The sequence below is a fragment of the Oceanobacillus sp. M60 genome (genome assembly GCF_053839645.1).
In genome coordinates this window covers 467,473-482,371 of record NZ_JBSSNH010000001.1, presented here as the reverse complement: position 1 = coordinate 482,371, position 14,899 = coordinate 467,473, and the positions used below count along the sequence as shown (strand labels likewise).

Below are 14,899 nucleotides of genomic sequence, written 5' to 3'. Positions count from 1 at the left end.
ACCTACCCCTCTATATGAACTTTTTTACTTAATTTTACTTTTTGTTGTTTTTCTACATAACTTGTTGTAAAGTCAGTTACCCAGCCACCAATAAAGTTCATTACTAAACCAACCAGTAAATAGCGAATTGCTAAATCTGTCATAGGTAATCCCAATTGTTGAATCCCGCTTGCAATACCTAAGAAAATAAATAATTCTGCCGGGTTAATATGAGGGAAAATACCGTTACTTGTATGTGCGAACTGTCCTGCTGCAGCAAAATAGCTTGGCTTGTACTTTTCTGGTAAAAATCGCCCTAAAGAGTGAAGCATTGGATTTGCCAGCATAAATGAACCTAAGAATGGCAGCACCATATATCTTAATAATGGATTTCCTGCTGATTTTTGAGCAATTCTATTAATACGATTTTCTCCAATTAATTGGATTAATGTATTCATTGCGATGAGAAGCATTAAAACTAATGGAACGATGGATCCCATCCACCCAATAAACGTATCTGCACCTGTTTGGAAGAGGTTGATAAATCCTTCCGCTAATTTAACTATGAAGTCCATGTTTCTTGACCCCTTTCTTTGTGAACATTTTATTTACTTTATTTACAACTTTCATCATTGGTGAAGGAATTTGTTCGATTTCTCCACCAGCCTGCACTACATTAAATGTATGTTGTGCATCAACAATGGCACGTTTTAAAAGCTTATTATAGTCTATGAAATCTTCTTCCTTGAGCTTATTCATCTTTTTTCCTTCTAATCCCTTCAATTGCTTAAATCTGGAAAACACTGTCACTCCTTGCATATAACGTGCTTCTTCGATTTCATTTTTATTATTTAATTGAAATAACACAAGCGTTCCTGATCTAATAATTGCTGGTCGTCTTCCAATAGCTACACGACCCTTTTCTCTCAACTCCGTATAATGCTTAGTGAAATGCTTGATTTGGACAAAACCAAATAAATATTGGACAACAAAACCAACTGCTAAAATAATAATCAGCATAATAAAAAACATAAGCTATTTCCTCATTTCTTGATTCAAAATATATGCAAACGAAGTATAATCCATATCTTTAGTCATTTTATTAAGTAGATAACCATTAGTGGTCATCGCCAACACTTCTTCATATACTCTAATTAACACTGCTTCATTACCAGTTTGATCCGGTGTAGCTAATAAGATGACAATAGTGACATTCTGATAATCGCTTAAGGGGCTATCTAACAAAGCAACTTTTATACAAATACCGTCTTGATGATGACTCACATGGGGAAACGCCAAATCACCCATAACCGTTGATTTCATTTGTTCCCGTGTTATAATACGCTTTGTAAATTCTTCATCAACTTTTCCTTCTTTGATTAACTCACCAGATAAAAATCGAATAACATCTTCATAGTAATCAAACGTATCGACATGATAAAAATCTTTTTCTTCAATAAAATCTACAAGAACACTTTGATTGAATAACTTTTTATTCTTAACATCTTTATAAACTAAGAATTGCTCGATTTTTAATTTCAGTAATTGTGTATCCAGTATATTCTCGATATAGACTACTTTATTAAATAGACGGTTTGTCCAAACAGTAGAAACAATCAAATCAAATTGTTTGATATTCTCTGTTTTTAGCACATCTTCATTAAATACCTCAATGTCAATTTGATTACTAAAGATTTTCTGTAAATTTGTTGTTAGCAGTTTCGATGCGCTTAAGCCTTGGTTTGTAATAACAGCAACCGATTTAATGTCACGTATTTTCTGTTCTAACTGTTCCAGATACACACTAAAATATAATGAAAGAAAACTAAGCTCATTAATAGGAACTTCCATATTTATTTCTTTTTTTATATTTTCGGCTAGAACACTTGATAGCTCATATGCAAACGGAAAACGTTGCTGTACATCCTCCATCAAGTTGTTATTTACCTTTACACTGAAAATCAAACGGTTAATTAAATGTTTGATGTGAAGCTGAATATCTTTACTAAACATGGCTTCATCAATTTTAATCGTGTAGTAATAATTGATATCTTTAATCGTATTCTTTATAATACGCTCAAGCATCGAATGCTCATTTTCATTAATTATTTCATCTATAATGGAAGCTCTGCGTCCAAGTAGTTGAAGAACAATAACAAAAATTTCTTGATTAACGTTTTCTAGATTATACCTATCTGCAATTGCTTCCTTCAATGCTTGAAAACTTTGAAAGTCTTCTGATTCAAATACCTGTTGGTCAATATCCAAGTCTGTTTCGATAAAAATTCCACTTTCAAGCCTGGCCATTGTTACTTGTGTAGCTAATCGCAATCTGGAAGATGACGAATCATCTAAGTTATATTTCTTTTTTAAATTCAGTAAATGATGTTCAATTTGATCAGGAAGCGGTTGTTCGTGATAACTATTAGGGAACTGTTCAATAATTACTTTGCGAATGGCAATTTCGTTCCCTTCCAGTTGTAAGCCAACATTCTGTGTCCCTTTAATATCCACTGGATAAGAATGCAGCTTTTCTTTTAATTCAGCTATAATATTATTGACAACACCTTTGCTTAAGAACAACTCTTCAGCAATATCATCAATTGTGCTCTTCTGATGTTTTAATAAATGATGAAAAACAGTATCCTGCCGATGATTCAATTCGCTTTCATATCTCTTTAATTCTTTCCTCCATGTCTCTAAGAGGTCCGAAAACCTACTTTCATCAAGGATGAATATCGACAGAATGTGATGTTCCTTTATAATTTGAGAAGTGCCTTCAAAATAATCATTAATCTGAGCTACATAATTGGACAACGTTCGTTGCGATATATTCAATAAATGGGAAAGTTTTTCAGCTGAAATATTTTCCGATATAAGCACTTCTACTATTTTCAAATGCTTCTTATTAAGCTCCATAACTTCTCCCCTAACCTAACTCGGGGATTAACCTCTTGATTTACCCCCAGAGATATTAATTGTTGTTCCAGTGATATAGCTTGACTTCTCAGAACTTAAATAACATACCAAATCAGCAACTTCTGCTAATTGGCCGACACGACGAATTGGAATGGACTTAGAGTAATCACCATTTAATTGATCCACAGTTGTATTTCTTGTATAAGCAAGTGCTTCTTCATATTGCTGTGTTCTCAATCCTGTTTCCTCTAAAATTCCTGGTGCGATTGCAACAACACGGATGTTGTGCTTTCCTAATTCCTTTGCCCAGCTTCTTGTGAAACCAATTAGAGCCGCTTTAGTAGCGGAATAAATGCTTTGACCTTCTGACCCTTCTTGCCCAGCTTCACTAGAAATATTAATAATAACGCCTTTTTTTGATTTGATAAAATAACGAGACACTTCTTGGCTAAAAAGAACGGGTCCTTTTAAGTTGACACCTAGCATCAAATCCAAATCTTTCATATTAATTTCATATTCCGGCTTTTCTCCTTTTGCATCTACTAATAGTCTTGGTAAGTTGATACCTGCATTATTCACTAATACATCAATTTGAGATTGTTCATCAAAAATTGATTGAACCGTACTACGAACAGCCTCTTCATCAGCCACATTTGTTTCTTTAAAATGATAATATGAATGATCAATTGGATTGTCACGTAAATCTGCATTATATACAACTGCTTTATTATCTAAAAGAGATTGAACAATTTGTCTGCCAATACCTGATGAACCCCCAGTTACAATGACCACTTTATTTTCTATATCTAACCAACTATTTCCCATAAAGATGCCTCCTACATTTTTCGATTATATTCATTATATGTCTAACCGCTTTCAAAATTAATATGTAGTTTTGTGCAGTTTTATGAAAAAGCGAAAATAATTATTTTTTCTTCTCCATTGTAAGTGAAGAGTCATAAGATACCATGTAAAAAATATGAAGAACTGTCGAATAAGTATAGTTCATAAAGAATTGAAGAAAAAGATAAGCTGATTTATATTGAGGTTGATGAAGTTATTTATAGGAATAATAGAAAATATCGGATATTCTGTTTCTTTAAATAAAAAAGAAAAGTTCCTAAAAATAGAAGTAGTAGTACAAGAAGGGTTAAAAATTGGCGTCTGTATTTCTTTTTTTATGGTACAGCAGAATTTATATGGATAGTAAAACATAATGAGGAAGTTAGATTAGGTAGACCCTGGTTAAGTTCTTCAAGGGAATTAATTGATTTAAATTATAGGATAAAAAAAACTGTTTTTAAAAATTATGATGAGCTAGAAGAATTATTAAAAAAATCATTTGAAACGAGGAATTATATATTAGAAAGCCAAACTAGACACCCCACTCCCCAAACATTAAGATTAAAGTATATAACCACTTCTCCATCAACTCTTTAATTCCAGAAAGGATGAACCACAGTGAAACAAATCATAGAAAACGATTGGCTAAAAGTTGAAATAGAAAGTAATGGTGCTGAAATACGGGCTGTCGAGCATAAAAAGAATAACTTAAGCTATATGTGGACGGGAGACAGTGCCTATTGGGGACGTGTTTCACCGGTATTATTCCCGATTGTTGGGCGTTTAAAAGGAGACCAATATCAATTAGACGGAAAAACATATGACATGTCTCAGCATGGATTTTTAAGAGATGTTGAATTTGAACTTGGCTCACATTCGACAGAGCATGTTGCATTTGAGGCAGCTTCGGATGGACGTTTTAAAGAAGTTTATCCATATGAATTTAAAGCAACAATCACTTATTCCCTCAACCAGGATTCGCTTTCCGTTGATTGGAAAATAGAAAACAAAAATAGCGGGGAAATGTATTTTTCAATTGGCGCTCATCCCGCTTTTCGAATCCCGCTTTTAGAAAATGAAGGATTAGAGGATTACCAATTGAAATTTACTCCTGCTCCAAATAAAGAGGTAATGGAATATGGCTTGGAAAATGCATTGGTTCATGAGAAAGGAGTCCGTAATCAGCTTCCAGACATAACACTGCAGCCAGAGCTGTTTGCAAAGGATGCTATGATATACAGTCATATCGATCGTATAGAGCTTGTCTCAGCAAAATCTGATCGTGGCGTAGATGTTGAATTTACAGACTTTCCGTTTGTAGGAATCTGGTCTAAATATAATGAAGAAAATAATAGTATTGCACCATTTGTTTGTATCGAGCCTTGGTGTGGTATTGCGGATATGCATGATACGACGGGAGACTTTAAAGAGAAGTTTGGTGTTAACCGGTTAGAAGCTGGTGATGTATTTCAGAAGGCGTATATGATGAAATTTAAATAATTGTTTGGTTAGGTTATCAATTCTGTATATTTACAAATTTTGAATGAAGAATTTATTATATAGAAATTTACATTATCAAAAGCATAGCATATGAACTATTATAATGTATAAGTTCCTATGCTTTTTTGATTTCAAGCATTTTATAATTCAAATAAGTATGGTTTTTTTAGTGGAATCAAGCCATTATCAATATAAAATTATAAATTGAAAATAAAAAAATTTTTTTACTAAACTGCTCTTAAATTATAAAAATATATGTGTTGAATACAGTATGAAAATGGTACAAATAGATTTATTTTCTAAAAAGTCTTCTTTAGAAGGCTCATTTTTTATGTGCTTTTTAGATTAGAAATAATAAAATTGGAAGAGCTATTTTTGCGTGTCGAGGTGTAAGACACTTCATTTTTGTTAGTTGAGAAATCTTTACATAGTTATCTTTTGACGGTGATTCTACGACAAAAAGTGTTATAACCTTTATTGAAAGCGTTTTTTTAAATTATTATACTTGGAAAGAGATAAGAAAGAGGAGGTGAATACAGATGAAATTGGATCAGCGATGTATAGAGATTATTGATATTTTGCTTATGCAAGATGGTTACATGAATATAGCAAAGATTGCCGAACAAGTAGAAACTAATGAGAGAAACGTACGTTATAGTTTGAGCAAAATTGATAGATTCATGGAAGAAAATAAGCTTGAACCTTTGACTAGACATCCGCGTAAAGGAGTATTTTTAGTTGAAAAGAAAAGTATTCGTCCAATATTGTCTATATTTAAACAGCGTATGACGCCAAAAAAATATCAGTATTCACAAGAAGAAATCCAGAATTTTTTGAAGCTGAAAATGTTAATTTCAGAAGAGGTCATTCCAACCGCTTATTTTGAAGAAGTCCTTTTTCTTTCTCGAACAACAATCTTAAATCATATAAGAGCTATTGAAGGGGAGGTTTTTCTAGAAGATTTAAACTTAGAGCATAAAAAAAGAAAAGGTCACTATATCACTGGTGATACATTATTGAAGTGCATTACTTTTGCTAAGATACTGATTCGCAGCATTAATATTAGAGAATTTTATAATTTTATTAATGATGACAGGATTGTTTCGAAACATGGTGAATTGTTTTTTTATAATTTATTTGAATATGAGTATTTACAGAGAGCAGTTGAAATCAGTCATCGGCTGGAGACTAATTTAAATAGAGGCATGGATGACCAAACATATCTCACACTTTTAGCTTTGTTATTTAAAATTGTTACTAAAGTAGAAGGAGACTTTGAAAATATATCAAATGCATTATCTAAAATAGAGCCAAAATACAAAAACAGCTTAAAAATCCTACTTAATAGTGTTATGCAATCAGACAGTAAGAATCAGGAAGAGGAAATTGAATTATTTACAAGAGAACTCTGCAAAAAAGTAGGAGAGGTATATAAAGTAGATTTCTTTAAGGGAAATAGTAAGTTTTTAGAGCAAATTAAGAATCATGTCATATTCATGGTAAAAAGATTACGAGAAAATATAACAATTGAAAACCCCATATTTGAACAATTTATGAAAACTAATCATGAAATATTTCTTGTGACGTCCCAAATTTGCAAAGAATTAGAGCCGATTATTAAAGTAACTGTGAGCAATCAGGAAATTTCCTTTCTTGCCATCTATTTTTTTTCTGAAATGGAGAAGTTCAAAACAAATCAAAAGACAAAACCGGCTATTCTTATTGTGTGTGTAGAAGGAACAGCCGTGGCAAGTATGATAGGAGCGCAAATAAAGAAAATGTTCGAATTCGAACGAATTGATACCATGCCACTTAGATTACTTGATAAGGAAACGATAGAAAAATATGATTATGTGCTGAGTACGGTAAATATTCCAGATATTCGTTCCGAAAAAATTCTGCGTATTAATAGTTACCTTTATTTGGATGATATCAAATTACTTCAAAAGCATTTACAGCTGAAAATGAAAGTTCAATCCATTCAACCGTTAAATAAATTTAGCAAAATCATACAGCTTATGATGGATAATGGCCATATTACTAATCTAAGCAAACTGGAATCGGATTTACTAGAGGTACTCACTAATGATGAATACGAAGCCAGTAGAGAAGTTGTTCCCGATTTTATTTTTTCACCAGAAACAGTTGTTTATGGTGAAAAGGCAAATACATGGCGGCAAGCAATTGCACTTGGTACTGACAATTTAATAGCAATGGATTGTATTGAACCGAGATATTATGAAAATATTATGAAAAGCATTAGAAAATATGGTTCTTATATGACGGTCGCACCTGGTGTAGTTTTAGCACATGCAGGGCCGGAAGATGGTGTATTACAGGATAGTTTAGGAGTAACTGTTTTAAATAAAGGTGTTTCTTTCTATGACCGATATAATGTCCCCGTACAAGTCATTTTTACCATGGCTTTCCAATCGAAAGAGGCATATCTGTTAGTAGAGAGACTTGCGCAACTAGCACTGAATTCAGAAAAAATTCGCTTGCTTACAGAAGCAAGGTCCAAACAGGAAATCTATCAGCTTGTAAAAGCAACAATTGTATAAAAAAGGTGGAGTTTAATGAATACTGAACAAGTTTCTTTCAAAATTATTTCATTAGCAGGAGATGCATTTTCAACGTTGATTGAAGCCTTACAGATGGCGAAAAAAGGTAACTTTCAACAAGTAGAAGTATTAATTAATACAGCAAAAAAACAAGTAAATGAGGCTCATGATGTACAAACTAACTTAATTGTTAAAGAGGCACAAGGAGAAACTGCTGATTTTTCGGTTTTACTCATTCATGCTCAAGATACATTAATGAATACCATTTTAATGATGACACTGGTGGAAGAAATGATATCTATGTATGTAGATTTAAAAAAACAAATTGAAAATAAAGGTGGAGCAGAATATGAATATTGATAGATTGTATATTTTATTGGTTTGTAATCTAGGTGCTTCAACAGGGGTAATGGTAACCAAAATGAAAGAAATTGCAGTGAAAAGTGAAAAATTAAAAAACGTTGATATTCGGATTGAGGCGCATCCAGCTGGAGAGATACAGGAATATATAGAGGATTTCGATGTAATTATGGTAGGTCCACAAATTAAGCATAAATTTGCTGAACTTAAAAAGCTAGCTGATGAAGTGGAGAAACCTATTCAAGTTATTGATACTCAAGATTACGGAACTGTTAATGGCGGGAATATTTTGAAAGATGCTATTATCATGAAATTAGAGTCTGCTGAAAAATAGGGGGATATCTATATGTCGAGAAGTGGAAAAAATCGAAAAATGGATGGCTTTATATCCTTTATGGAGAAGCATTTTGAGCCAATTGCAGCAAGAATAGAAAAACAACGCCATGTAGCATCAATTAAGAATGGGATGATCGCGCTTATCTCAGTACTGATTATCGGTTCTTTTTCCTTAATAATCTCATCAATTGGAAATATGTTTCCTGAAGGAACAGCAATAAAGAACTTTTTTGTAGATTACAATGATATGCTGCAATTGCCATTCCAGTTTACATTTGGATTATTATCAATATACTGTGCCGTCACAATTTCATATAATCATGCAAAACAGATGAAAGTTCCTGTTTTGCACGGTGTAATAGCTGGGGTATTGGTGACATTAATTTTAAATACGAAAATAATTGATGGAAGTTTAGATACACAGTTTCTGGATTCAAGAGGTTTGTTTATCGCAATTTTTGCCTCATTAGTTACGGTTGAAGTGTTAAATGTATTTATGAAAAATAATATTACGATTCGATTAAAAGGATTGCCCGAAGGGATTTCCGCAACATTTGAATCGATTATTCCTATGGTAGTTGTTTTATTTGTTGCAGTATTTCTAAGTGCAGGTGTACAAAGTGTGACCAATGGGCAAATCATTCCTGAAGCATTTACAACCATGCTGGCGCCCGCAATTAATAGTATTGATACACCTTATGCAGTTTTCCTGATTTGTTTTTTAGAAATGCTATTCTGGTTTATTGGATTGAATGGTTATGCAATTTTGATTGGTTTTGTATTGCCGTTTATGACTCAATACCTTGGACGAAATGCCGCTGCTTTTGCAGCTGGAGAACCGATTCCACATGTGTTTGCACCAAACTTTTGGGATTATTTCATGGGTTTTTCCGGATCAGGGATTACTGGAGCTTTAGTAATCCTAGCATTATTTAGTAAATCTCAAAAAATTAAAGCGGTAGGAAAAGCTTCGGCTGTTCCAGCAATTTTTACCATATCAGAGCCGGTCGTTTTTGGTTTGCCAATATGCTTTAATCCTTATTTGTTTATCCCATTTGTCATGGGGACTCCTATTCTAGCAGTTTGTCAATGGTTCATATTTCATTGGGGGATAGTTCGGCCGCCAGTGGTCAATGTAGGCGGAACACCAATTCCGTTTGCTCAATATTTAGCAACGATGGACTGGAAAGCTGTTATTCTTAGTTTTGTCGTGTTAGCGGCAGCTGTTTGTATGTATTATCCGTTTTTCAAAATGTATGAACGCAGTGCAATGAAAGAGGAAAGGATTCTTAACGAAAGAGAAAAAGCACATCAAGAGCTTGATTTGGATTTTTAAAACTAGCTACTTAAATTTAATTGATAATATTACCTTATTTAATTTAGAAAATACCTTAAAGTTTATGAAAACTGTAATTTCTAGTGTTTCTAAAATTGAAGGAATCAAATTATTATTTCATAAGGCAGTATAAGTAAAAAAGGAGATTACTAATATGAATATTAAGAAGTTTCTTACAACTGAATTAATGGCGGAAGCAGCAGGGAAACATATTATTGAAATAGTAAAAAAGAAACCTGATAGTTTACTATGCTTTGCTGGAGGAGATACCCCGCTTATGACTTTAAACTATTTAGCAGAAGCAGCTAATCAGGGAGAAGTTGATTTTGGGAAATGCTCGTTTGTCAGTCTTGATGAATGGGTTGGTCTTGGTAAAGAAACGAATGGAAGTTGTAAGCAAACACTATTTGATCATTTTTTTGATCGTATCCCAAATATAGATGATTCACAAATTTGTTTTTTTGATGGTTTGGCTATAGACATGGACGCAGAATGTAAAAGAGTAGACCACTTTGTTGCGAAGCATGAAGGGATTGATTTTATGCTGTTAGGAATTGGGATGAACGGACATATTGGTTTCAACGAACCTGGTGTAAGAGTGGATACATATTGCCACGTCATCGATCTTGACCCAGTAACTAAGAAGGTTTCAGTAAAATATTTTGATGAAGAAATGAATGTAACACGAGGGATTTCACTTGGTATTCAACATATTACGGAGGCTGCTGAAGTAATGTTAATGGCAAATGGTGAAAAGAAAGCAGACATAGTGGAGCTGACAATCAATACAGAACCAACTGCGGATATCCCGTCTACTCTTGTTAAGAATTCAAAACATGCTGTACTGTACATCGATGATGCAGCTGCCAGCAAACTATAATGAAAGAAGAAGGGACGTAATCAGATGAAATATATAGATATTCAAGGGAAAAAAGATGGGAAAAATATTACCATTAGTGTTTCTAATCTATTGATGGGTTCAGGAGATTTCCTGAGACCGGATAATATGGATTTTGCTGCCCCAGTACTGGATAAATTTATTGAAATAGGTGGAAATTCATTTGATACAGCAAGGCAATATCGACATAGTGAGAAAACGTTAGCAAGTTGGATGAAGTTGCGGAGGAATAGAGATAGTCTAGTTATTCATACGAAAGCGTGTCACCCGACACGTGAAAATCCAGATGTGGCTAGAGTGACTCCAGAGGCAATTGAAGACGATCTTTATACCAGTTTGGAAACACTAGATACAGATCATGTCGAACTATTCGCTTTGCACCGAGATGACCCAACTAAGGAAGTTGGTCCTATTATGGAAAGTCTTCATAAGCAGGTTGAAAAGGGTCTGGTCTATGCCATTGGTGCATCAAATTGGGAAATAGCACGAATTATTGAAGCTAATAAATATGCGGCAGAGCATAAGTTAACGCCTTTTACTTTTAATAGTCCAAACTTAAGTCTTGCTAAAGTGAATCGCCCTCGTTGGGAAAATTGTGTGTCTGCAAATGATGAGATGATACGTTGGCATCAAAACTCAAATACACCTTTATTAGCTTGGTCGTCTCAAGCGGGTGGATTTTTCTCTGGTCGATTTACACCGGATATTAAAGATGATGTAGAGATGGTCGAAGTTTATTATAGTGAAGCCAACTGGGAACGATATCGACGTGCGGAAGAGTTAGCAGACAAAAAAAAGGTAACACCTATTCAAATTTCTCTTGCTTATGTATTGTGTCAGACATTCCCGACAGCGGCGGTTATTGGACCAGAAAATAGTAACGAATTATTGTCCTCTTACGATGCAACGAAAATTTTATTAACGGATGATGAAGTTCGTTGGCTTGATTTAAAAGAATAGAACTTAATTTAAGTTAAGACTAAATAATCCTTTATAGAAAAAATGAGGTGACTAAATTGAAAGATATTCGCAATAAGTTTGCTGTGGAATTATATTCATTCAGACGTGAGCTTGAAGTGGATTTCGGTGGAACTATACGAGAGCTGCGAAAAATGGGATGGCAAGCTGTTCAGATAGATGGACTTCGCGGTAATAGTGCAGAACATATTGCTGCAGTACTTAAAGAGACAGAAATGAGAGTAGCTGGAATGCATGTCTCACTTGACAGAATGCTTAATGATACAGATAAAGTAATATATGAAGGATTATTGTTTGGTACAAAAGATATTTTTTGCAATTCGTTACCTGAAGAATTACAAAATGAAGAAGGATATAGATATGTAAAGAGTTCATTGCTTGATTTGGCTATGCGACTCAATAGTCTAGGATTTCGAGTGGGCTATCACAACCATGAATTTGAATTTTTATCAAAAGTTGACAATCGTACTGCCTATAATTATTTGATGATGCCTGAGGGAAACTGTTTTATTTATCCTGAAGTAGATACGTACTGGGTTCAATATGCTGAAATTGATCCGCTGTCTGTGATTAAACGATTTCCAGAAAAAATGCCTATCTTGCACTTGAAAGATATAAAATCAGATAAGAGATTAACTTACCCTGAATCTTTAGCTGAGATTGGAACGGGTATTATTGACTTTGTTCCAATATTACAATGGGGTGAGGCGAATGGTACGGAATGGTATGTAGTAGAACAAGATCGCAGTTTTTTAGATGGCGGGATGATGGAAAGCTATCAAATTAGTTTTAATAATTTACTTGAATTACAGGAACAACTGTAAATAATTCTTTTAGAAGGTTTATACAAAAAAGTATAACTTCTCAATTTTAATGAATTGAAGGGTTCGACAAAATAGAAAGAAACGTTTCAAATGTATTAATAATAAAAAGCGTATGAACTAAGTGTATCGTTACTTAAGTTCATACGCTTTTTAAATGGAATGGATATTATTTAATCAATATTGTCTCCATAATACAAAAGATAGGCATCAAATTATAAATATTTATCCTCTTCCTTGATTTAGACTGAAAAATATAACAATAAATTCACAAGAAGATAATAGTAACTTATTGCAATCATTCACAGGTTGCATTATATTTCCAAAAATAATGCAAGCGCTTTAATGAAAAGAATATATCAATAAAAAGCAAACATGTGATAGGACGCCTATTATCTACAAGGAGGATGAAAAAATGAAACTCTGCTATAACCAAGCAACTACATTAGAGAATTCAAACCTTGCCAAGGATCTCGAATACTGTGAGAAGCATGGCTATGACTATATCGAGATCCGCACAATGGATAAATTGCCGGAATACTTGCGAGACCATTCGATGGAAGAATTACAAGATTATTTCCAAAACCATCATATTAAACCAATCGCTTTAAATGCGTTGGTATATTTCAATAACCGCGAGGACGAGGAACAAGTCATCGAAGAATTTAAAACGATGGTGGATAACGCCAATGAGCTGGGAGCTGCTTATGTGGTCGTGGTGCCATTAGTAACTGATCAGGCGCTTCTTAAGGAAGATATTAAAGTGAGTGCAGTCAGTATGTTGAACCAATTCGCGGACATAGCAGAAGCGCAAGATGTGAAGGTGGCATTGGAATTTGTTGGGCATCCGGAATGTACAATTAATACCTTTGAACAGGCTTATGATATTATTGATACGGTAGACAGAAAAAGTGTTGGTTTAGTTTTTGACTGTTTTCACTTTCATGCAATGAATTCAGATTTTGAATTTCTGAAGAAGGCGGATGGAGAGAAAATCTTTATTTTACATATCGATGATACAGAGGATTACCCTGTCGGAGTACTTCGAGACGAACATCGTGTCTGGCCTGGGGAAGGTGTCATTGATCTGGAGAAGTTGCTGCAGACAGTAAAAGAGATTGGTTATAAAGAAGATCTTGTCTCTGTTGAATTGTTCCGTCCGGAGTATTATCAAATGCCAGCGGAGGAAGTGATTCGAAAAGCAAAAGAAACGACACTGGAATCTATCGCAGCTAGTATTCATTCATAGATTAGAGGAGGAGGACACATGGTTCAAAAAGTGCAGATTGCAAAAACAGATTTAGTTGTTAACCCGATAGGATTAGGAACCAATGCAGTTGGAGGTCATAACCTATACCCGAATCTGAAGGATGAACAAGGAATGGATATGGTTCGGGATGCCATCAATCACGGCGTAGATTTTTTAGATACTGCTTTTATTTATGGACCGGGTTATTCGGAAGAGTTAGTAGGAAAAGTCGTGAAAGACATGGGCAAGCGTCAAGAAGTAGTCATCGCCACAAAGGCTGCTCATAAGTTTGTAGATGGAGAGGTGCAGTTTGATAATTCTCCGGCATTTTTAAAGCAAGCTGTTGATGATGCGTTAAAGCGTATACAAACAGATTATATTGATTTATTTTATATTCATAATCCCGATGAAAATACGCCTAAAGATGAGGCGGTTGGTGCATTGAAAGAATTGAAGGATGCAGGAAAAATCCGTTCTATCGGTGTTTCCAATTTTTCATTGGATCAGTTAAAAGAGGCAAACAAAGACGGATATGTGGATGTCGTCCAAGATTTATATAATTTGATCCAAAGAGATGCGGAGCAAACATTTTTTGATTATACGAAAGAAAATGACATCTCCTTTATTCCATTCTTTCCGCTTGCTTCTGGGTTGCTCGCTGGCAAATACGATGAAAATACGACGTTCCCAGAAGGGGGTTTACGCAATGGTTTTGACCATTTTCAGGGAGAGTCCTTCCGGAAGAATCTTGCCAGGGTGGAGAAGCTGCGAGAGATTGCTGCAGCTAAACAGGTGGAAATTCCTCATTTAATATTAGCTTGGTATTTGGCTAATGATGCCATTGATGTTGTTATTCCTGGAGCAAAGAACGGCTCGCAAGTGCAAAATAACCTGCAAACATTAGATGTTGCTATTTCAGATGAAGAGTATAAAGCAATCAGCGATATTTTTGCTTTGTAAGCTGCTGCATGAAATGAATGGCTGTTACTTATTATTTAGGTGACAGCCTCTGTTTATTCTTACACAAAGGGATAAAAAGCTTGTTATCAATATAAATTGGAATACTTCTATATATGCTTGACACCGATTGATTCCGGGTGCTGTTAAAAAGCTTCTTGT

At 34.3% G+C, this 14,899-nt stretch carries 14 protein-coding genes; 10 read left to right on the top strand and 4 right to left on the bottom strand.

What is annotated here, in order from left to right; genetic code table 11:
- Positions 1-2: 2 nt before the first annotated feature.
- From srlA to ACW0TQ_RS02395, 4 genes are read right to left on the bottom strand one after another with little or no spacing between them, the layout of a single operon-like run.
- Positions 3-554: a PTS glucitol/sorbitol transporter subunit IIC gene (gene srlA / locus ACW0TQ_RS02410; protein WP_212928701.1), complete on the bottom strand. Its 552-nt coding sequence runs from the start codon at positions 552-554 to the stop codon at positions 3-5.
- The gene (locus ACW0TQ_RS02405) at positions 538-1,011 is read right to left on the bottom strand and encodes a transcriptional regulator GutM (protein WP_212928700.1); all 474 of its coding nucleotides are present in this window, start codon (positions 1,009-1,011) and stop codon (positions 538-540) included. The genes srlA and ACW0TQ_RS02405 overlap by 17 nt, the downstream gene beginning before the upstream one ends.
- Positions 1,012-1,014: 3 nt before the next feature.
- On the bottom strand, positions 1,015-2,898 hold the full coding sequence (locus ACW0TQ_RS02400; protein ID WP_212928699.1) for a BglG family transcription antiterminator: 1,884 nt from the start codon (positions 2,896-2,898) through the stop codon (positions 1,015-1,017).
- Positions 2,899-2,925: 27 nt separating this feature from the next.
- Positions 2,926-3,723 (bottom strand): SDR family oxidoreductase, encoded by a 798-nt coding sequence (locus ACW0TQ_RS02395; protein ID WP_212928698.1) that lies wholly within the window; start codon positions 3,721-3,723, stop codon positions 2,926-2,928.
- A 636-nt stretch (positions 3,724-4,359) separates the two neighbouring features.
- On the opposite strand from ACW0TQ_RS02395, the gene ACW0TQ_RS02390 reads away from it, so the two are divergent.
- From ACW0TQ_RS02390 to ACW0TQ_RS02345, 10 genes are all read left to right on the top strand, one after another.
- On the top strand, positions 4,360-5,241 hold the full coding sequence (locus tag ACW0TQ_RS02390; RefSeq protein WP_212928697.1) for an aldose 1-epimerase family protein: 882 nt from the start codon (positions 4,360-4,362) through the stop codon (positions 5,239-5,241).
- A gap of 539 nt (positions 5,242-5,780) precedes the next feature.
- On the top strand, positions 5,781-7,802 hold the full coding sequence (locus ACW0TQ_RS02385) for a BglG family transcription antiterminator (protein WP_212928696.1): 2,022 nt from the start codon (positions 5,781-5,783) through the stop codon (positions 7,800-7,802).
- 15 nt (positions 7,803-7,817) lie between these two features.
- Positions 7,818-8,162 (top strand): PTS sugar transporter subunit IIA, encoded by a 345-nt coding sequence (locus tag ACW0TQ_RS02380; protein ID WP_212928695.1) that lies wholly within the window; start codon positions 7,818-7,820, stop codon positions 8,160-8,162.
- On the top strand, positions 8,152-8,496 hold the full coding sequence (locus tag ACW0TQ_RS02375; RefSeq protein WP_212928694.1) for a PTS sugar transporter subunit IIB: 345 nt from the start codon (positions 8,152-8,154) through the stop codon (positions 8,494-8,496). Before ACW0TQ_RS02380 ends, ACW0TQ_RS02375 begins: the two co-directional genes overlap by 11 nt.
- 12 nt (positions 8,497-8,508) lie before the next feature.
- Positions 8,509-9,834 (top strand): PTS sugar transporter subunit IIC, encoded by a 1,326-nt coding sequence (locus ACW0TQ_RS02370; protein ID WP_289584954.1) that lies wholly within the window; start codon positions 8,509-8,511, stop codon positions 9,832-9,834.
- Positions 9,835-9,988: 154 nt separating this feature from the next.
- Positions 9,989-10,714 carry a glucosamine-6-phosphate deaminase gene (locus ACW0TQ_RS02365; protein WP_212928692.1) on the top strand — a complete coding sequence of 242 codons (726 nt, stop codon included), beginning with the start codon at positions 9,989-9,991 and terminating at the stop codon, positions 10,712-10,714.
- 24 nt (positions 10,715-10,738) lie between these two features.
- Positions 10,739-11,692 (top strand): aldo/keto reductase, encoded by a 954-nt coding sequence (locus ACW0TQ_RS02360; RefSeq protein WP_212928691.1) that lies wholly within the window; start codon positions 10,739-10,741, stop codon positions 11,690-11,692.
- A 56-nt stretch (positions 11,693-11,748) separates the two neighbouring features.
- Positions 11,749-12,534, top strand: a complete 786-nt coding sequence (locus ACW0TQ_RS02355) for a sugar phosphate isomerase/epimerase family protein (RefSeq protein ID WP_246528993.1) — start codon at positions 11,749-11,751, stop codon at positions 12,532-12,534.
- 412 nt (positions 12,535-12,946) lie between these two features.
- Entirely contained in the window at positions 12,947-13,780 is an 834-nt protein-coding gene (locus ACW0TQ_RS02350; RefSeq protein ID WP_212928690.1) for a sugar phosphate isomerase/epimerase family protein, read from the top strand.
- Between the two features lie 18 nt (positions 13,781-13,798).
- Complete coding sequence (locus ACW0TQ_RS02345; RefSeq protein WP_212928689.1) at positions 13,799-14,740, top strand: aldo/keto reductase; 942 nt, start codon at positions 13,799-13,801, stop codon at positions 14,738-14,740.
- The last annotated feature ends 159 nt before the right edge of the window (positions 14,741-14,899 follow it).

What these genes read in the sequence shown, in the direction of transcription:
- ACW0TQ_RS02345 (WP_212928689.1), top strand. Translation starts at nt 13,799, where the DNA reads ATGGTTCAAAAAGTGCAGATTGCAAAAACAGATTTAGTTGTTAACCCG.
- ACW0TQ_RS02375 (WP_212928694.1), top strand. Translation starts at nt 8,152, where the DNA reads ATGAATATTGATAGATTGTATATTTTATTGGTTTGTAATCTAGGTGCT.
- ACW0TQ_RS02395 (WP_212928698.1), bottom strand. Translation starts at nt 3,723, where the DNA reads ATGGGAAATAGTTGGTTAGATATAGAAAATAAAGTGGTCATTGTAACT.
- ACW0TQ_RS02350 (WP_212928690.1), top strand. Translation starts at nt 12,947, where the DNA reads ATGAAACTCTGCTATAACCAAGCAACTACATTAGAGAATTCAAACCTT.
- ACW0TQ_RS02405 (WP_212928700.1), bottom strand. Translation starts at nt 1,011, where the DNA reads ATGTTTTTTATTATGCTGATTATTATTTTAGCAGTTGGTTTTGTTGTC.
- ACW0TQ_RS02360 (WP_212928691.1), top strand. Translation starts at nt 10,739, where the DNA reads ATGAAATATATAGATATTCAAGGGAAAAAAGATGGGAAAAATATTACC.
- ACW0TQ_RS02385 (WP_212928696.1), top strand. Translation starts at nt 5,781, where the DNA reads ATGAAATTGGATCAGCGATGTATAGAGATTATTGATATTTTGCTTATG.
- srlA (WP_212928701.1), bottom strand. Translation starts at nt 554, where the DNA reads ATGGACTTCATAGTTAAATTAGCGGAAGGATTTATCAACCTCTTCCAA.
- ACW0TQ_RS02380 (WP_212928695.1), top strand. Translation starts at nt 7,818, where the DNA reads ATGAATACTGAACAAGTTTCTTTCAAAATTATTTCATTAGCAGGAGAT.
- ACW0TQ_RS02370 (WP_289584954.1), top strand. Translation starts at nt 8,509, where the DNA reads ATGTCGAGAAGTGGAAAAAATCGAAAAATGGATGGCTTTATATCCTTT.
- ACW0TQ_RS02365 (WP_212928692.1), top strand. Translation starts at nt 9,989, where the DNA reads ATGAATATTAAGAAGTTTCTTACAACTGAATTAATGGCGGAAGCAGCA.
- ACW0TQ_RS02400 (WP_212928699.1), bottom strand. Translation starts at nt 2,898, where the DNA reads ATGGAGCTTAATAAGAAGCATTTGAAAATAGTAGAAGTGCTTATATCG.